Origin of the sequence: Rhizobium sp. WYCCWR 11152, from assembly GCF_013087615.1 — a bacterium.
Classification (GTDB): Bacteria; Pseudomonadota; Alphaproteobacteria; order Rhizobiales; family Rhizobiaceae; genus Rhizobium; species Rhizobium indicum.
This window is the reverse complement of sequence record NZ_JABFCP010000002.1, coordinates 226,206-243,131: the sequence shown is the minus strand read 5'-3', so window position 1 is coordinate 243,131 and position 16,926 is coordinate 226,206. Positions and strand designations below refer to the sequence as shown.

Below are 16,926 nucleotides of genomic sequence, written 5' to 3'. Positions count from 1 at the left end.
AAGAAGGCAGGTTTTAGTGGCAAGGTCAGCCGACGATGACCGAGGACGGAGCATGCCCAAGGAAACGGACGATCCGAAACAACAGCCTGGGGCGGGATGCTCGATCAGAGGCGTGCTCGATCGTATCGGCGATCAATGGAGCCTGCTCACCCTCGAGGCACTGGAAGACGGAAAGAAGCGCTTCAACGAGCTGATGCGCGAGATCGGTGACATCTCGAAGCAGATGCTGTCCAAGACATTGAAGCATCTGGAGCAGGACGGCTTCGTGCGGCGCACCGTCTATCCGGAGGTCCCGCCTCGCGTGGAATACGAACTGACGGAGCTGGGGCGATCCTTCCTCATCCCCATGAAAACCCTGATCGGGTGGGCCGAGCAGAACCATGCGGCAATCACCATCGCGCGGCAACGGCACGAAGACTCCTAGGGACAGCGTCCGTCAGGCCAAGAGCACCTTGCCGCCCGTTCGAAAGGGAAGAGCGGAGTGCAGGGCTTGCCGGACATTTTCCAAGGGGAATACCTCCCGCACCTCGGTCGCTATGACCTTCGAAACGATATGCGCCGCGATCTCGGAATAGGCCCGCTGGACGTCGCCCATCGCTTGCGAATGAACCCATTCACGGAGGTGACAATAGGAAAAGGCGATATCGGGATGGGAGGCCCAGAAGGAAGCCGGAATGCTTTGGCCCGAAAGCAGGCCGTAATGCACGAAATGCCCGCCGGGCTTCAGCGCATCGGCGAGGACGGATGCGCGCGCTCCTCCGACGCAGTCAAGCACAGCGTCGAGCCCATGCCGGCCGGTGAGCCCGGCGACCAGATCGCTTTCGCTTTCCTCTCTATCGATGATGATAGCCTCGACCCGGCCGCGCAGGCGCTCAAGTGATCCTTCGCTGCGGACGATGGCGACCGGCTCCACGCCGGCGGCATTGGCGAGACCGATCAATATCGCTCCGATCGAAGAGGCGGCGGCATTGATGGCGATGCGCATGCCTGGCCTCAGCCCGATCTTGGCACGCAGCATCAACCAGGCCGTCATCGGATTGACGTAGCTCGTTGCAGCTTCGAAGTCGGTAAGCTCGTCTGGAACACGAAGGCACCAGCCGGGATCGGTATCCTTGAATTCCTGCCACCCGCCGGCGCTGCGCACCGGCAGCACGCGTGTCCCGGGGGAAAGCCCATGAACCTCCTCACCGCACTGTTCGACCACGCCGAATGCTTCGAAGCCGGGAATGAAAGGTAATGTCGTGCGTCCGCTATAGGCTCCTGATATGGTGATGATATCGGACGGATTGATCGCCCGCGCCAGCAGACGTACCCTCACCTCGTCGCGCGCCAGCGGCGGCAGCGCAGCCTGCTCGAGCTCAACGACATCCTGAGCCGGGCCGAATTTTCGCACGACCGCCTGATATTGCATTGCATCCCCCACACACTGCGGTTAGATCACCCCGTCGAATTGGTGATCGAATGAGCGTTGACGACAGGCCTTTAGCATCGTTCCGGGTCTCGATGCGAGACATCGACATCTATGGTCATGTCCACAATTCCCGTTATCTCGATTATTGCGAGGATGCGGTCATCGAGTTCCTGCGGCAACGGCAAATTCTCAGCCATTTCCGTCACACTTCCTCCGGCGTTGCCTATCACGTGAAGAAGGCGGAGATCACCTTTCACAGCCCAATCGACCTTGACGATGTCGTGGAAGTGAAGGTGAACATAGAGAAAATCGGGCGCACGAGTCTGTCCTTTGCCATAGAACTCTTTCGCCAGCGCGATGGCGCCCATTGCGCATCGGCGCATTTCGTCTGGGTCTGCGTCGGCCTCTCCGACAGCCGCCCGACGCCGATTCCCGAAGCGACCAGAGCCGCTCTGTCTCCAGGCTGATTGCCGATCGTTCAAACCAGCGGGTGTCCATGCCGATCCATGCGCAGCTTCTTCGACATGCAACGGAAACACCGGACAAGCCGGCGCTGGTGATCGACGGGCACTCGCTCAGCTATGGCGAGCTCTATGTGCGCGCCAAGGCAATTTATCGGTTTCTCCAAGATCTCCCTCGCTCGAATCGCCGCTCGCTCGATCTGCCCGGTGTGGAGAAGCTTGCCGCTCTCAGCCTTGGCAACCATATCGGCTTTGCCGAGTATTTTGCGGCGGCCACCGCTTTCCCGAATGCCTGCGCGGTCATCGACCCGATGATGCCGGCGGAAAGGATCGAACGCATAATCGAGCGCCTGGCGCCTGACGTTCTGATTGTCGACGACGATGCCGGGCCGAGTGCTGAAATTGCCCGAAGACTCGGCATTCCCGTTGTCGCTGCCGGAGCCGAGGCTTTCGACCTTGCCGCGGCGGAAGGTGAAGCCGAGCTGCCGGCCGATACCGACAAGATCTTTCTGATCGGTTTCACCTCGGGGACCACCGCCGAACCGAAAGCCTATTATCGCTCGCGCGAACAATGGCGCCGGAGCCTCGATCGCGGACGCGTTGTTTTCGAACTCGAAGACGCGCCGTCGACAATGTGCCCGGGAGCGCTCGCGCATGGCCTGGCGCTTTATGCATTGGTCGAAGCTTTCGATGCCGGGGCAACCTTTCATTCGATCAGGAAATGGGATCCTGGCGTGGTGGCACGCACGCTCTCCTCCCGGCAAGTCGAACGGCTGGTTGCCGTACCCACCCATATAGCCGGCATTGCAAGAGCGTGGGCGGGTGAACCCGCTCTGACCTCCCTGCGCGACGTCCTCAGCGCCGGCGCAAAGCTTGACAGGAACGGGGTCGAGTCCATGCGTCGCCTTTTTCCGAAGGCGCGCATCCGGGAATATTACGGCGCATCCGAGATTGGATTCATGACCGTCTCGACCCTTGTCGGGAGCGAGATCGATTTTCCGATCGACCGGGTAGGACAAGCCTATCCCGGCGTGGGAATTTCCATTCGCGATCCCGATGAAAACGACGTCGGGACCGATGTGGCGGGAACTATATTCGTCGACAGCGACCTGATCGCTGATGGATATCTTTGGGGCGACGATGGTCAGGCCTTCCGGGTCACAAAAGCCGGGGCGACGGTCGGAGATCTCGGTGAACTCGATGCCGATGGCATGCTGCGGGTGATCGGCAGGGCCGGCGGCATGATGATATCAGGCGGCAACAACGTTTATCCCGCCGAAGTCGAGAGCGCGCTCAAAGTCTGCCCCGGGGTAGAAGATGCCGTTGTCTTCGGGCTGCCGGACGCCTATTTGGGCCAACGGATCGTTGCCGTCGTCTCGGGAGAGACGAGAGACCCGAAAATCCTGGCCGATCATTGCGCGCGGATGCTCTCCAGGTACAAGATCCCTAAGCAATTCTACCATATCGAGTTCTGGCCGATGACGAGCAGCGGCAAGATCTCGAGGGGGCAAGTGGAGACATCGGTGATCTCAGGAGACGATCTTGTCCTACGCCTATCAGCCTGAGGAGGATTGGCAGCCGGTCGTGGTTGCCGCCTACCGGTCGCCGATCGGCCGGGCGTTCGGATCGCTTGCTACTGTCGCGGCGGAAGATCTGCTTGCGCCGATCATCCGTCGCATTGTTTCCGAAACGGGAATTGCGCCGGAAAACATCGATGATGTGCTGGTGGGTAATGCCGCCGGTGGCGGTGGAAACATCGCGCGGCTGGCAGCGCTCACAGCAGGTCTGCCCATGTCAGTTCCGGGTGTTGCGATCGATCGGCAATGCGGCTCGGGCCTGGAAGCGATCATCATGGCAGCCCGGCTGATCCAAGCGAAAGCCGGTTCGTGCTTTCTGGCCGGCGGCGTGGAGAGTGTCAGCACCGCGCCATGGCGCGTCGAAAGACCAAAGACGAATGGGATGCCGCCGCGATTTTACGGGCGCGCCCGGTTTTCGCCTGAAACGATCGGCGATCCGGAAATGGGAATTGCCGCCGAAAACGTCGCGCGGCAGTTCGGCATATCGCGCCAGAGACAGGATGAATTCGCCCTGCGCAGCCATAGGCTCGCCGTGCAAGCGGCCGAGGCAGGCATCTTTCGGCCTGAGATCGTTGAAATTCCCACCAGCTACGGTCAGATCGAACGGGACGAATGTCCACGCGCGTCCACATCTCTTGAGGCGCTCGCAAACCTCCGGCCGGTCTTCCTGGCCGATGGTTCGGTGACAGCCGGCAATGCCTGCCCGCTGAACGACGGCGCCTGCCTGGTGCTGGTCATGAGTCGCGCAATGTCGAGAAGCATGGGCATCGAAAAGGGACTAGCCTTCATCGACAGCGCCGCTGCCGGTGTGGATCCCAACCTGCTCGGCATCGGCCCGGTCGCCTCGACCAGAAAGCTGCTGCAGCGTCAGCCCGGGCTTTCGCTCTTGGGCATCGATGCCATCGAATTCAACGAGGCTTTCGCGGCCCAGGTTCTGGCATCGCTGGACCAGCTCGCTATCCCTGCCGACGCGATCAACAAGGACGGCGGAGCCATTGCGCTCGGCCATCCATTCGGAGCCTCCGGCGCAATCCTCGTGACCCGGCTGTACAGCCAACTGATCCGCGACACCGGGGAAGGCTGGGCGCCGGGTGCGACTGCCTTGGCGATGATCGGCATCGGCGGAGGCATCGGGCTGAGCGCCATGTTCGAGGCTGCCAAGCTTTCCTGACCAAGGTGCAGCCCGTCAGGCGGCGGCGCGTTTGTGATCGGCCGGATGCTGAAGCCGGAAGCCGATCGCCAGCCTGTTCCAGGCGTTGATCATCGCAACACCGATTGAAAGGGCCACGAGCTCGTCATCCGAGAAGTTGGCGTGCGCCTCTTCATAAACATCATCCGGCGCATGGCTTTTCGCGATCTGAGTGAGAGCCTCGGCCCAGGCGAGTGCGGCCCGCTCCCGAGTGGTGAAGAGCTGTGACTCCCGCCACGCGTTCAGAAGCAGCAGCCGGTCATCCGTTTCGCCGAGCTTCAGCGCGTCCTGGCGGTGCATGTGCAGGCAGTGAGCGCATCCGTTCATCTGGGAAACGCGCACTTTGACAAGTTCGAGCAACTTCGGATCGAAGCTTTTGGCAATCCAGCCTTCAACGGAAAAGAGGCCGTCGATGCCGCTGTTCTTATGGGCCATGAAGTTCAGACGCTTGATCATTCTTATCTCCACCGTGAGAGGATTGATGACGCAAGCCTCGGCTTGCAGGCCAGTTAATACGCCTTGCCTTCCAGGTCGACTATCTGCCCCAACGGTAGATCAGGCCGATGCTCGTTTACCATTTTATTTGTCGTCGATCGTCAGTTCCGTCTCGTCGGTGTCCAGCACGAAGACCGCAAGCAGGCGCGCCGGCTTGGTATCACTGGCGTTTGCGCTGACGCTGTGGTGATCGCCTGGAAATTCGGCGAAGCTTTCTCCAGCCTTATACGTTTTCACCGGGCCGTCGTTCACCGCGCTGCGGATCGCCCCTTCGAGAACGGTGGCGTAGATGAAGGCCGAATCCGGATGGGTATGGCCGGGCGACAGGCCGCCGGGCTCATATTCCACCATCACAGCCTTCATGCTCTTGCCGGGAACATTGGGAAGCTTCTGGTCGAAAACGACGCTCACCTTCGCTTTCCCACCTCCGGCGTGAGCCTGAGTACCGGCGGCAAGTACAAGGGCGAACGCCGCTGCCGAGATCATTTTCCTGAGCATGTCTGGTCTCCTCAATTGATAGAATGGGTCGACAGGCGCAGCCTCGCTGTCAGGCGCTCTTTTTCTGCGGTGGCTGACGGCTGAGCCAATCGTCGAAACGGATCCGGCCGAGCCGAGCCTTGGGGCCGGTCACGAGCGAATTGTCCTCGAGTTCGACCCCGAAATAGCGGGCATGCGGATCGGTGACCACCTGGCGCGGATCGCTCGTGGCCTTGAAGAGACGCGTCACGATCTCGGTGAGGCGGACTTTCTCCGGCCCGCCGATCTCGATCGTGCCATTCACAGGCGTGCCGAGCGCCACCTCGGCCATGACGTCGGCAACGTCGTCCGAGGCGATCGGCTGCACGTAGGCGGGCGACAGATGCACCGTCTGGCCGACGGTACCCGACTGGGCGATGCCAGCCATGAATTCGTGGAACTGCGTCGAGTGCACGATGGTGTAGGGTATGCCGGACGTCTTGATCAGCTCTTCCTGGGCCATCTTGGCGCGCATGTAGCCGCTGCCCTGCAGCCGCTCCATGCCGACGATCGACAGCGCGATATGATGCTTGACGCCGGCGGCAGCCCCTGCCTTGAGCAGATTGCGGCCCGACGTCTGGAAGAATTCCAGGACGGCCTTGTCCTCGAATGAGGGCGAGTTTGCGAGATCGAGCACGACCTGCGCGCCAGCGAGCGCTTCGGCCACGCCCTTGCCGGTGATCGTGTCGACGCCCGAATTCGGCGAAGCCGCCAACACCTCATGCCCCTTGCTGCGCAATCTTTCCACGGTCTTCGAGCCGATGAGGCCGGTACCGCCGATAACGACGATTTTCATGGGTAGTCTCCTTGTCCTTTACGAGGAGTTTCCTCTGTTGACCTGAAAGCGAGCAGGCAACTGCTCGGCATGCCCCCGCGCCCTCGATGAGCGAAGCGACTTCATCGGGACCGTCGCCGGTGCGGCCGGTTGAAACCGATGAGCAGGAGAATGCGCCGGATCGCGGTGCCAAACTATTCTCCCTCGGTCGCTGTCACCCTATGCGAACGCAGTAGGAAAGCTGGCTCTGCGGTCGAGGAATCCGGCCAAAATGGAGGAACATGACGTCGACAGGCCCGGCGCCGCCGGGCATCGGTTCCCCCAATCACGCAGCCTGCAGCGCTATCTCGAGGTCGGCGATCAGATCGTCCGGATGCTCGATGCCGATCGAAAGACGGATCGTCGATTCCAGAACACCGATGCGCTGGCGGACATCGGCGGGTACGCCGGAATGCGTCATGGCGGCCGGATGGCTCGCAAGCGATTCCGTGCCCCCCAGGCTGACCGCAAGCTTGAAGATCTGCAGCGCGTTCAGGAATTTGAACGAGGCTGGCTGACCGCCGCGGATGTCGAAAGAGAAAGTCGAGCCGGCGCCGGTGCATTGCGCGATGAAGGTCCGCCCGGCCGGCGATTCCGGATCGTGGTAGGGCAGGTAGTGAACCTTCTCGACCTTCGGGTGATCGCGCAGAAAGTCGGCGACGGCCCGCGCGTTGCTGTTTGCCCGTTCCATGCGGAGCTGCAGCGTTTCCAGCGAGCGGCCGAGCATCCAGCAGGAATGTGGATCGAGCTGTGTGCCGATTGCGCCGCGCAGGGCCTTGATCTGCTTGATCACCGCCTTGCGACCAAGAACGGCGCCGGCGATCAGGTCGGAATGGCCGCCGACATATTTCGTCAGCGAATAGAGCGAGATATCGGCGCCGTGCTCGATCGGCCGCTGGAAGACTGGTCCGAGCAGGGTATTGTCGCAGACGATAATCGGCATATGACCCTGTCTTGCACCGATCGCGTCGGCCACGCGTCGGATCATCGCGACATCGACCAGGCTGTTGGTCGGATTGGCAGGCGTCTCGATCAGGATGACGGAAACGCGGCCCTTGGCCATTGCCTCTTCAGCCGCCTTTTGCACCGATCCTTCGCTGACGCCGTCGGCAAAGCCGACGGCGGCGGCGCCGAGGTTCAGGAAGGTCTTCGCCAGCAACGTTTCCGTTCCCCCGTAGAGCGGCTGCGAATGCAGGATCGCATCGCCCGGCCGGACGAAGGCGAGCAGAGTGGTGGCGATCGCCGCCATGCCGGATGAAAACAGCACGCCGCTTTCCGTCCGTTCGTAGACGGCGAGCCTGTCCTCGACGATCTCGCTGTTTGGATGGTTGAAGCGCGAATAGACGAGGCCCGCCCCCTTCCCCTCGGGCGGCTCGCGGCGGCCCGACACGTAATCGAAGAAATCGCGGCCATCCTCGGCCGTGTTGAAGACGAAAGTGGAGGTGAGGAATACCGGCGGCTTGACCGCCCCTTCCGAGAGCTCCGGATCGTAGCCGTAGTTCAGCATCTGTGTTTCGGGATGCAGGGCATGATTGCCGATATGGGTTTTGGAAGGATGCGGGGCGGTCATCATCGTCTCCTGTTTCGGGACTGGCGAAATGGCAGAATACATCAAAACCATATAAGAGGAGCAATCATCGCGGTTAGCTCATGGTCTCGCCCAGAGTGTCCGCGACATAGGCGCCGCGCGCCCCCATTGGCAGTGGCGTTCCCGTCGTCGTGTCCTTTGCGGTCTGATGCTCCAGTTCGGCGTTAAGCTCCCCTCCGACGATGAGAATGACGACGGAAAGCCAGATCCAGATAAGGAAGCCGATCAGCGCGCCGAGCGTGCCGTATGTCGCGTTGTAGTTGGCGAAATGGTCCAGATAGAAAGAAAAGCCGAGGGACATGGCGGCCCAGGCGATCGTGGTCAGAACCGCGCCCCACGTCATCCACCGGAGCTTGGCAGGCTCGCGGCTGGGGCCGAACCGGTAGACCGATGTAACGGCCACTGCGACGACCAGCAGAAGCAGCGGCCATCGCAGGAGAAGGGCCATGTGCTCCTTGAACTGATCGAGCCAGAGATAGGAGAGAACAACCGGCATGACCCCGACGAGCGCCACCATGACAACCGTCAAAAGCATCGCGCACAAGGTGAAGCAGAGGCCGATCAGGTTCAACCGGACAAGCCCCCGCTTCTCTTCCTCCTCATAGGCGACGTTCATCGCGTCGAAGATCGCCAGAGTGCCGCTATGCGTGCTCCAGAGGGCGATGCCGAGGCCGACGAAGAAGGTGATGCCGAGCGTCGCGTCGCGCCGATCGACGAGCTCCTTGATCTGATTGGCAAGAAGATCGAACGCTCCTGATGGCATGAGGCCGGCCAATTCGCGAAGATGTTCGGATATGGTGGCCGGATCTGCAACCAGCCCGTAAAGTGACACCAAAGCCGCCATGGCTGGGAAGAGTGCCAGCAGCAGATAAAACGTCACACCCGCGGCAATCAAAGTGACCCGGTCGGCGAGGACCTCGTGGAAGACGCGCCAGAACACGTCGCGAAGGCCGCTGAAAGGGATAGCCTCGGGCACGCTGGCGCTGCGACCATGATCGTCAGGTGCGCGGCCGGTATCCCCAGACCGAGCGACCGACCTGCGCTCAGTCGCCTGCATCAACACAAGTGCGCCAATCGCTGCGGCCATCATTGTCGCCGCAATGGAGAATCTCTTGAGGTGAAGCACATCAGGCATGAGCTGGTCTCCGGTCTCGTGCGGAGATAACGCAGGGTGCCGCTAAAGGATGCAAGCCGTTGCTTTCCTGCGGGCATTTCATGCAGGACCGAGATGGTCCGTTTCCCCAATCGGGCCAGGAAGCAGGGATTAGAACGATGGAGCCGCTCCGCCGCTGCGCCCATAAGTCGTTGATATCGCTGCAGTCACATCCTGCTACGGAAGCAAATCCAGACTTTAGTTTCGTTACTGCTGTGGTGGGAGTCTTTCGACAGGTCTACCGATGGGGGCGGCTTGGTAGCCGCGAAGCGGTAGATTGGTGTGCGGCTCATATCGAAAGCGCGACTTGGACCTGAATTCCGCCTGCCGCCATTCGACACCGGCGCCTGTCGGCGACCCGCACCAGCCTATGCAAGGTGCAACGAGCCCGCCAAAACAATAGCGCCGGTGACAATGGCCTGCAATAGCCGTTTGCGTTATCAACGGGCAAATAGCGGGTTTCGCCCCTGCGATCCGATTGCTTTCGCTCAGCGCGCCTCATGCCAAGCGCCGTCGAGACCGAGCCCCTGCCCTGCCCACGGACGCGATCTCGATGGCCTCGGTGGTTGCTTGACAGCGGGGCGGCAATCGGCAGAACGCGCCGCGATCGATCAAGTGGCTACGCGTAGCCAGCCGCGCGGCGAGGAGGTGGATATACGACGCGCGCCGCTCCGAACGTCGGCCAGTTCATAGCCCGGCGTTATTTTGCAATAGGCGCCCTCCCCGGCCGCCACCGCAAGCGCTGCTCGGCATCCCGTTCACAAGGCGCAGGAACATCTTCCGACATATCGGCCGGGATGAACGCAGGTCTTCTACACTGGCTGACAGTGAGGGCTGCACGTCATCAAATAACGTGCATTGATGACGGGCGCGGCCTGTCTGACATGATGGTGCGGTCTTGGTACTACGGCCGGCAATCTCAGGACAAAGCGGACCCGACGCTGCCGTTCCCCATGCGCGGCTCGCTGCTGCAAGCAGATCGGCGGTAGTCGTCGCTGCGTCAGGTGCGCTGACGGCCCGCCGATCGACGTCAGCGGCCGCCCTTTCGCAACGGGCGGATGCGCCGGAAGAATTCGGCCGTGAACTGCGGATCCTCCAAGATCGAAGGGCGTCCCCTCCCCTTCCGCGAGATCCCTCCGCTCGGTCTTATGTAGCACCGGATGATAGCGAGACAGCGGTACTGTCGGCTGACTACTACACAGAAGCCGGCTTTATGCCGGATGGGCAACCGACCCTGCGGCCTTTCCCAGGCGAATCCGCAAACCCTAGCTGCAAGGCCGAACGTTGCCTGCTCATGCCGTTGTCCGCGGACAACCGGATCATCAACGTGGTAGTCGCCAGGTCGTTTGCGCATGAACTGATCTCCGCAGCAACTGGGTTCGCGCCGGGAAAATATCCCTGATATCGCCGTACTGATTTGCGGTATTAGGGCCGCCTCGATGGCTCTGCCTAGTATCGTAGAGTCGCGCTTTCATGCGTCTTGCCGAACAGGCGCGGCGTATACGGCTCCAAGAGTTCCGCCGGGTCTGCCGGCAGTTTCGCAATGCCGAGAACCTGCTCCCGTCTAAGAGGAGCAGAGCGCCGCCCGTTCGAAGAGGCTGCGAGGCTGCCGACGCTGCGGCTTCGCTCACCGAAAGGGATCCGCGGCAAGGTCGGTGGGACGCCGCGGCGGGGTCATCCTCGCCGCTCTTGCGCCTCCTTGATGAGGTGGCAATCGAGACCGCCTATCGCTCGGCATTGGCTAACGGCAATGCTTCGGTCCGGCCAGATCGGTAAGCGTGCGGCTCCGTGCTTCGAGGCTCCTGCGGCGCGGCTCAGGCAAAGGCTGGAGAGAGGGCGGCAGGTGAGGGCGGCGACTCCAGCAGTCTGTCAGTTCGCGGTGCATCGATCGGTTCGGCCGTCCAAGCTATGCCTGTTGGTCCTCCTTCCTGAGCTTTGCTGGCCGGAGGACGAAGTCTCGAATGGTGCAGCGGATGGCTGAAAGCTGACGGCAGCATCCGCATGTGCTGGGGCGGATGGTTGGATGCTGTCGCCGTCGTTGGTCATCGGCGTCCGATCGGTCGGCTTGGCGATCGCCTTGTTCGACATCTCGGCCAACTCGGCCGTCAGTCAGGTGGAGATAAGCAAGGCCATGCTCTTGCTCGGGCGAAGGGTTGGGCAAGCCAGGTCCAAGGCGGACCGTCGTCGATCATTGAGGCAATCTCCATTCGCGCGTCCGGCTCTAGGCGCACCAGCCGCGCGATCTCCTGTGCCACTTCAATCATTTCGTGGTGGGCAGGTCGGCCCGCTGAAGGTCGGGGAAACTCCCTCCGCCGGGTCCTTTACTCGGCAAGTTGTCCGCGGACAACCCCTCGCTAGCCCTGATCGCGTGCGAGTGAGGCTGCATTTGTCTGGCACTTCGTCTGCGACATCCGCGCAGCCACCAGGCTTGAATTTGTCGCATCGCAACGCTACCTCGTGACAGACCGAAGCGCTTAACCCCTCCGAGCCGCTTCGGTGCGACGGACAGCCCTCCTCCTCCCAGGCTGTCGGTCACTATCGAAGCCCGGCGCATCTCTCCCGCGCCGGGCTTTTGTCATTCTGGCAATCGCCGCCGGACGGGCAACGAATCCTCATTTTCCATTCGTATCGATCCGGTTCTGGCGAGATGTGTCGGCATCGGGGTGTCCGAGGCCCGACGACTGGTTATCTGTGTCGCCAATTTGTGCCGCGGCGGCGCCGCCGCCTTCAGCAGTAGAGCCATGAGTGCTTGTTTCATGGGGTCGCTGGCGAGCATGGGCCAAGGCACTGCCGATCAGCTATGGTGTGGCCGCGGCCGCTTGCTGATCTTTGCCGCCGGTCTGAGCGGCGCCTTCCAGGAGGATATGTCAAATGCCCTGGTCGGATCGCGTCAGCGTCGCGGAAACAGCAGGTCTGCTGTCGGTGCACTGTATCCCGCGAATGCGGACCACAGATTTCAACAGGCCGTCGGCGCTCAATCCCGTCTCGACCTCCGCCGGCGTGGCCGTCGCTCGGATCCTTGGCGCCCTTGGTCCGATCATTAAAGATGAAGGCCGGCAAAAATTCAGCAGCAGACTTTCCGGCGTGGGAGAGGGCAGGGCGCCGGTGGCGAGCTTGCAAGGGGCTTCGAGATGGCCAAGTTCCGAGCCGGCTTTTGAGCGCGTTGCGCCATATTGCTCTCGTTCCTCGCGGAGATCAGGCAGGCGACTTTCGCGGCGCGGATGGTTCAGACGTCATCATAGCAGAGCGCCCATTGATCGCCGATATACCAGCAGCGTCCTATCCGCGGTTCCGTTTTCCAGAGCAGGCTTTTGACGAACTCGATGCCGCCGCGCCTGAATGCGGCTGTCAGCGCCTCGATCTCGTTGTCGTCGATCGACAATCCACCATTGGCGCAGACGAAGTAGGCCGCGCCGATCCAACGCGCCGCAAATCCACTCTCGCCGCGCTCAATCCGAAGTGCAGCACCGTGGGATGCATGACGGCCGCCCTTTGGCGGTCGGTCCAGGCGCGGTACGCCGAGTGGCAGCACCAGGCGCCCTCCAGGCCGAAGCCTTTCGATCCAGGGTTCCGCGGGCCGCGCGACGGCGAAATTCACATAGATCGCATCCATCTCTTGCTGCGGCCATTGGCTGCCGTCGGCGTTAATGACGCTGACATTGGCCCGATCGGCAAGCGCTGTTTGAGCGTGCGCAGCCAGATCGGGATCCATCTCGACGGCGTAGACATGACCGGAAGCGCCGACAAGCTCCGAAAGAATGGCGCTGTAATAGCCGGTGCCGGCACCGATATGGGTTATGCGATCGCCGATTTGTATGTCCAGCTCCGCCAGGAGTCGGGCATGCAGCGAGGGACTACCATTGTTGACACCGTTCTCGGACTGCAGCGCGAATAGCACGTCCTGATAGGCCAGAACCAAGTCGGAGGAGGTGAGGGGGCGATACCCGCCGCCCAGATTGGCGATCTGCCATGGCGGAGCACCGAGAAATTTTTCGCGCGGGACGGTGGCAAAGGCAGCTTCGATCCGCGGGTTCGTCGTTGCCGCGGTTGCCGCCACCTGATGGGCGTAAGCGCGGCGGATCACCGCCAGTTCGTCGGCCGTAAACATCGCAGTCGGCATGGGCAAATCTCCGGGCATGGCTTTGACCTGTTCCTTTTTTACGTCCTTGCGGCTCCAAATCCATCTTTACCCCGAATGATTGATTCATGGGGGAAGGAACTCGTGACGGAAGCTAACGCACACTTTTCTTCCATTATGGAAAACTACGTTGTTACTTCATGAGGTTAATATTCCGCAGGCGGCAAAATTTAACTTCGTCGCCGGACATCAAAGTGTAGCTGCAAAGAGGCTGCATCGGCTTGTCGGTCCCTTGCAAACAGGGGACGCTGGGCAAGGCTGAACCGGTCCGGTCCTTGGATGCCCAGCGCTCCCGCAGCGCCATCGACCAAGTTTCAGGCGTCGGGCATCGTGTGGTGCCTGGCGTCCACTCTGAAACGCTTCTTGATCCTGTCGACGGGCGTTCCATCTTGAAGCGGAACCTGGACCAGCCGGTCATAGGTCTCGAAGCCCATCTTTGTGTAATAGCCAAGGCCGCTGACATTGTCGGCCCGAATGGTCGCATTGATGAATTCGAGCCCGAACTCCTCCGCTGCGGCTCGGGTTGCGGGGAAGAGAGCGCTGCCGACGCCTGGGGTTCTTGGGTTCAAGCGGGCAAAGGTCGCGATGTCGGCAACGCCTTTCGGCGGGTCGCCGTATAAGCTGAGCGATTGAAAGCCGACGAGCGACTGATCGTGCTCTGCAACATGGCAGGTAAGAGGAAACTCGCCGTCGATGAACCAGTCCGCGAACTCGGCAGCCGAAAGCGGCGTCTCGAGTGCGGTGGTTCCGCCGGCAAGGATGATTTCGTTCAAAAGACTGCTCAGCTCCTCCGCGTCGGCGGAGAGGGCTCTTCGAATGTGCATGTCTTGGCTACCTCGTCTTGGAAGAACAGCCTATCGGCGAGATCAGAGATTACAAGTCACCAATTCGCTCCGAAGACGAGGAATCATCAAGAACTCCATGCCGTCAAATTCCGGTTCCGCGTTCGACGGACCTGCTGACGCGCCTTGTTCAGGCGTTCAGGCGCTGCTGCGTCTGCCGATCGAAGAAGTGAACCTTGGCCGTTTCGAAAGAAAGCTTTACCGGCTGTTCCGGCACCAGCTCGACACGTTCGCGAACGACCCATGTCAGCTCCCTGCCTTCGAGTTCCACGGCGACATGGGTTTCCGATCCCGTGGGTTCGACCACCTTGACCACGGCATCCACACCGTTTTCGCCACCGAAGGTGATGTCTTCGGGACGGATACCCAGCGTCAGCGGTCTGTTGCCGGAATTGGCTGGAGCCCGCGAAAGCGCTACGCGTGACCCACCCGGCAGCGACAATGCCGGCTTGCCTGCGCCCTCAAGAGTTCCCTCGAGAAAGTTCATCGCGGGGGAACCGAGGAAGCCGGCGACAAACATATTGCGCGGTCGGTCGTAGAGCTCGAGCGGACTGCCGATCTGTTCGACGCGACCGCCGTGGAGCACGACGATCTTGTCAGCCATGGTCATGGCCTCGATCTGGTCGTGGGTGACGTAAACGATCGTGGTCTTCAGGCGCTGGTGCAGAGCCTTGATCTCCGCTCTCATCTTCACGCGCAGTTTCGCATCCAGATTGGAGAGCGGCTCGTCGAAGAGAAAGACTTTCGGATCGCGAACGATGGCCCGGCCCATGGCGACGCGCTGTCGCTGTCCGCCCGACAGCTGAGCCGGCTTTCGATCGAGAAGCGGCTGCAATCCGAGAATTGCCGCAGCCTCACCGACCTTCTGTTCTATTTCCGGCCGCTTGGCCCCGGCGAGCTCGAGCGCAAATCCCATGTTCTGGGAGACCGTCATCTGCGGGTACAACGCATAGTTCTGGAAGACCATCGCGATATCGCGATCCTTCGGCTGCAGATTGTTCACGACCCGGCCGTCAATGCTGATTTGACCGGCGGTGATATCCTCGAGCCCGGCAATCATGCGCAGCAATGTCGACTTGCCGCAGCCGGAGGGGCCGACGAGAATGGTGAATTCACCGTCGGCGATCTCGACGTCGACACCATGAATGATATCGACCGGGCCGAAGGATTTCTTGACGTTTCTGATGCTCAAGCCAGACATTTCGTACCCCTTGTCATCTTCTAGAGCTTCCTGCGCACGCGCAGCGCCTGGTACGGCTTGCGCGGAATTTTCACGCCGAAGGCAGCGTCCGGCTTGCCGCCGCGCACGACCGAGCCATGGCGCGTCGGATGCGGAACGGGAGCCGCCACCTTCTCCACCGGCGTGATCGTCATCTCCCATGTGTCGATGAGATCGACATCATAATAGTCACCGTCCACGGGCAGGCCCGTGGACCAGATCACCGGCTGATGTTCGCCGAAATAGATCAGGCGGAAATCGCCGTCGCCGTCGCGCGCGCCCGACACGCGAGACCAGGGCCATTCGCCGATGATGCCCAGCGGCTCGAGGCCGTGCTTGACATCGGCTTCCAGAAGGTCGCGGAGGAAGGCGATGCGCTTCCACGCTTCGCCGCGCAGTTCCCCGCCTTTGGCCCACCAAATCAGGTCCTCGGGATGAGAATAGGTTTCGCCATGCCCGGCATAGCCGCCGCGCGCCATGGTGATCCAGAAGCGATGCACGAGCTCCTGCGCATTGAGGTTGCCCCATGACTGCAGGATGTCGCCCTCATATTCGGGCTCGTCGTTGACGACAGGCTTGCCGTAGGCATCGCGCCATTCCTGCGTCCGCTTGACGTCAGGGTTTTGAATGCAGGTGTGCGTCACCCACGGCTTGCGATGATCGAAATTCGCCGTCACGTCGCCATTATGGATGGAGCGCAGGTGCTGGTAGGGGTCGTTCTCTTCCAGGATGTGGAAGTAGCGATCCCACTGCTCCATCGGCTTTGTATCGATGAGGAAATCATATTCATTGGCAAGCGACCACCAGACGTTCCGGTAGGCGGCGAGACGAGCGGCCAGATATTCGACATAGCGAAAATCCTGTTCGGCCGACATGTCGGCATAACCCCACCGGTCATAGGGGTGGAAAATGATAATATCCGCTTCGATCCCCAATTCGCAGAGGGCTGCGACCTGCTTCTCAAAGTGCTGGAACGAGGCGGGGTTCGGACGATCGAAGTCTTCCTTCCCGTCCGCTCCGCGTTCGAAGGAGGCGTGCAGCGGCTCGTTGACGTTGTAGGGATAGTCCTTCGGAAACACGCCCATCCGCATCTTGTTGAAGCGGGCTTTCTTGAGGGTTTCGAGGGTCTGCTTCTGCATGTCGAGCGGCTGGTGCGTCCAAGCGTAGCAGGTCGTTCCGAAGGACAGGAACGGGGTTCCGTCGGCATAGGCGAAGTGGAATTTGTTGCGCACGCGCACCGGGCCGTGATTGCCGGCCAAGGGCTCGGTCGCGATCAATGCGCCGGCCTTGCCGTCGAGTGCGGCAGTCTTGGAGCGGGTCAGAAACGACCACTCGCCTTCTATGTCCGGCATGAAGCGGATACGGTAGGTCCCGTCGCCGTCATAGAAGCCCGGCACGCGGACTTCGCGGCTCTTATGGGTGAACACGGCATCGAATGCCACGTCGAGATAGGGATTGTCGCTGGAGGGTCCATCAAAGGAGGCCTCGAACACGCCCCATTTTTCGACTGTTGCATCAGACAT

14 protein-coding genes are annotated in these 16,926 nt (G+C 61.2%); 4 read left to right on the top strand and 10 right to left on the bottom strand.

Annotated features, from left to right (window positions below):
- Window positions 1-52 precede the first annotated feature (52 nt).
- Window positions 53-424 carry a helix-turn-helix domain-containing protein gene (locus G9X67_RS01440; protein WP_138330784.1) on the top strand — a complete coding sequence of 124 codons (372 nt, stop codon included), beginning with the start codon at window positions 53-55 and terminating at the stop codon, window positions 422-424.
- Between the two features lie 12 nt (window positions 425-436).
- Here the strand turns inward: G9X67_RS01440 and G9X67_RS01435 are convergent, their stop codons facing one another.
- Window positions 437-1,411, bottom strand: coding sequence for a zinc-dependent alcohol dehydrogenase family protein (locus G9X67_RS01435; RefSeq protein ID WP_138330785.1), 975 nt, complete (start codon window positions 1,409-1,411; stop codon window positions 437-439).
- A gap of 50 nt (window positions 1,412-1,461) precedes the next feature.
- Between G9X67_RS01435 and G9X67_RS01430 the strand changes: the two genes are divergently transcribed.
- Genes G9X67_RS01430 through G9X67_RS01420 form a run of 3 tightly spaced genes read left to right on the top strand, consistent with a single transcriptional unit; the run spans window position 1,462 to window position 4,620 of the window.
- Window positions 1,462-1,878: a thioesterase family protein gene (locus tag G9X67_RS01430; protein WP_138330786.1), complete on the top strand. Its 417-nt coding sequence runs from the start codon at window positions 1,462-1,464 to the stop codon at window positions 1,876-1,878.
- Between the two features lie 29 nt (window positions 1,879-1,907).
- Window positions 1,908-3,437: an AMP-binding protein gene (locus tag G9X67_RS01425; protein WP_138330787.1), complete on the top strand. Its 1,530-nt coding sequence runs from the start codon at window positions 1,908-1,910 to the stop codon at window positions 3,435-3,437.
- Complete coding sequence (locus tag G9X67_RS01420) at window positions 3,415-4,620, top strand: thiolase family protein (RefSeq protein ID WP_138330788.1); 1,206 nt, start codon at window positions 3,415-3,417, stop codon at window positions 4,618-4,620. The genes G9X67_RS01425 and G9X67_RS01420 overlap by 23 nt, the downstream gene beginning before the upstream one ends.
- 15 nt (window positions 4,621-4,635) lie before the next feature.
- Here G9X67_RS01420 and G9X67_RS01415 read toward each other — a convergent pair whose 3' ends face one another.
- The 9 genes from G9X67_RS01415 to G9X67_RS01375 all read right to left on the bottom strand — a co-directional run bounded on the left by G9X67_RS01415 (window position 4,636) and on the right by G9X67_RS01375 (window position 16,926).
- Window positions 4,636-5,094: a carboxymuconolactone decarboxylase family protein gene (locus G9X67_RS01415; RefSeq protein ID WP_138330789.1), complete on the bottom strand. Its 459-nt coding sequence runs from the start codon at window positions 5,092-5,094 to the stop codon at window positions 4,636-4,638.
- A 123-nt stretch (window positions 5,095-5,217) separates the two neighbouring features.
- A complete protein-coding gene (locus G9X67_RS01410; protein ID WP_138330791.1) occupies window positions 5,218-5,631 on the bottom strand; it encodes a cupin domain-containing protein in 414 nt (137 codons plus the stop codon).
- Window positions 5,632-5,680: 49 nt separating this feature from the next.
- Window positions 5,681-6,445, bottom strand: a complete 765-nt coding sequence (locus tag G9X67_RS01405) for an SDR family oxidoreductase (protein ID WP_138330790.1) — start codon at window positions 6,443-6,445, stop codon at window positions 5,681-5,683.
- A 304-nt stretch (window positions 6,446-6,749) separates the two neighbouring features.
- Window positions 6,750-8,033, bottom strand: a complete 1,284-nt coding sequence (locus G9X67_RS01400) for a cystathionine gamma-synthase family protein (protein WP_138330792.1) — start codon at window positions 8,031-8,033, stop codon at window positions 6,750-6,752.
- 73 nt (window positions 8,034-8,106) lie between these two features.
- Window positions 8,107-9,186, bottom strand: a complete 1,080-nt coding sequence (locus G9X67_RS01395; RefSeq protein WP_138330793.1) for a YihY/virulence factor BrkB family protein — start codon at window positions 9,184-9,186, stop codon at window positions 8,107-8,109.
- A gap of 3,244 nt (window positions 9,187-12,430) precedes the next feature.
- Window positions 12,431-13,342, bottom strand: a complete 912-nt coding sequence (locus G9X67_RS01390; RefSeq protein WP_171597831.1) for an rRNA adenine N-6-methyltransferase family protein — start codon at window positions 13,340-13,342, stop codon at window positions 12,431-12,433.
- Window positions 13,343-13,656: 314 nt separating this feature from the next.
- On the bottom strand, window positions 13,657-14,166 hold the full coding sequence (locus G9X67_RS01385) for a GNAT family N-acetyltransferase (protein ID WP_138390426.1): 510 nt from the start codon (window positions 14,164-14,166) through the stop codon (window positions 13,657-13,659).
- Window positions 14,167-14,314: 148 nt separating this feature from the next.
- Window positions 14,315-15,385, bottom strand: coding sequence for a sn-glycerol-3-phosphate ABC transporter ATP-binding protein UgpC (ugpC, locus tag G9X67_RS01380; RefSeq protein ID WP_171597830.1), 1,071 nt, complete (start codon window positions 15,383-15,385; stop codon window positions 14,315-14,317).
- A 20-nt stretch (window positions 15,386-15,405) separates the two neighbouring features.
- On the bottom strand, window positions 15,406-16,926 hold the full coding sequence (locus G9X67_RS01375) for a DUF5060 domain-containing protein (RefSeq protein WP_138390427.1): 1,521 nt from the start codon (window positions 16,924-16,926) through the stop codon (window positions 15,406-15,408).

What these genes read in the sequence shown, in the direction of transcription:
- G9X67_RS01440 (WP_138330784.1), top strand. Translation starts at nt 53, where the DNA reads ATGCCCAAGGAAACGGACGATCCGAAACAACAGCCTGGGGCGGGATGC.
- G9X67_RS01435 (WP_138330785.1), bottom strand. Translation starts at nt 1,411, where the DNA reads ATGCAATATCAGGCGGTCGTGCGAAAATTCGGCCCGGCTCAGGATGTC.
- G9X67_RS01430 (WP_138330786.1), top strand. Translation starts at nt 1,462, where the DNA reads ATGAGCGTTGACGACAGGCCTTTAGCATCGTTCCGGGTCTCGATGCGA.
- G9X67_RS01425 (WP_138330787.1), top strand. Translation starts at nt 1,908, where the DNA reads ATGCCGATCCATGCGCAGCTTCTTCGACATGCAACGGAAACACCGGAC.
- G9X67_RS01415 (WP_138330789.1), bottom strand. Translation starts at nt 5,094, where the DNA reads ATGATCAAGCGTCTGAACTTCATGGCCCATAAGAACAGCGGCATCGAC.
- G9X67_RS01410 (WP_138330791.1), bottom strand. Translation starts at nt 5,631, where the DNA reads ATGCTCAGGAAAATGATCTCGGCAGCGGCGTTCGCCCTTGTACTTGCC.
- G9X67_RS01405 (WP_138330790.1), bottom strand. Translation starts at nt 6,445, where the DNA reads ATGAAAATCGTCGTTATCGGCGGTACCGGCCTCATCGGCTCGAAGACC.
- G9X67_RS01400 (WP_138330792.1), bottom strand. Translation starts at nt 8,033, where the DNA reads ATGACCGCCCCGCATCCTTCCAAAACCCATATCGGCAATCATGCCCTG.
- G9X67_RS01395 (WP_138330793.1), bottom strand. Translation starts at nt 9,186, where the DNA reads ATGCCTGATGTGCTTCACCTCAAGAGATTCTCCATTGCGGCGACAATG.
- G9X67_RS01390 (WP_171597831.1), bottom strand. Translation starts at nt 13,342, where the DNA reads ATGCCCGGAGATTTGCCCATGCCGACTGCGATGTTTACGGCCGACGAA.
- G9X67_RS01385 (WP_138390426.1), bottom strand. Translation starts at nt 14,166, where the DNA reads ATGCACATTCGAAGAGCCCTCTCCGCCGACGCGGAGGAGCTGAGCAGT.
- ugpC (WP_171597830.1), bottom strand. Translation starts at nt 15,385, where the DNA reads ATGTCTGGCTTGAGCATCAGAAACGTCAAGAAATCCTTCGGCCCGGTC.
- G9X67_RS01375 (WP_138390427.1), bottom strand. Translation starts at nt 16,926, where the DNA reads ATGTCTGATGCAACAGTCGAAAAATGGGGCGTGTTCGAGGCCTCCTTT.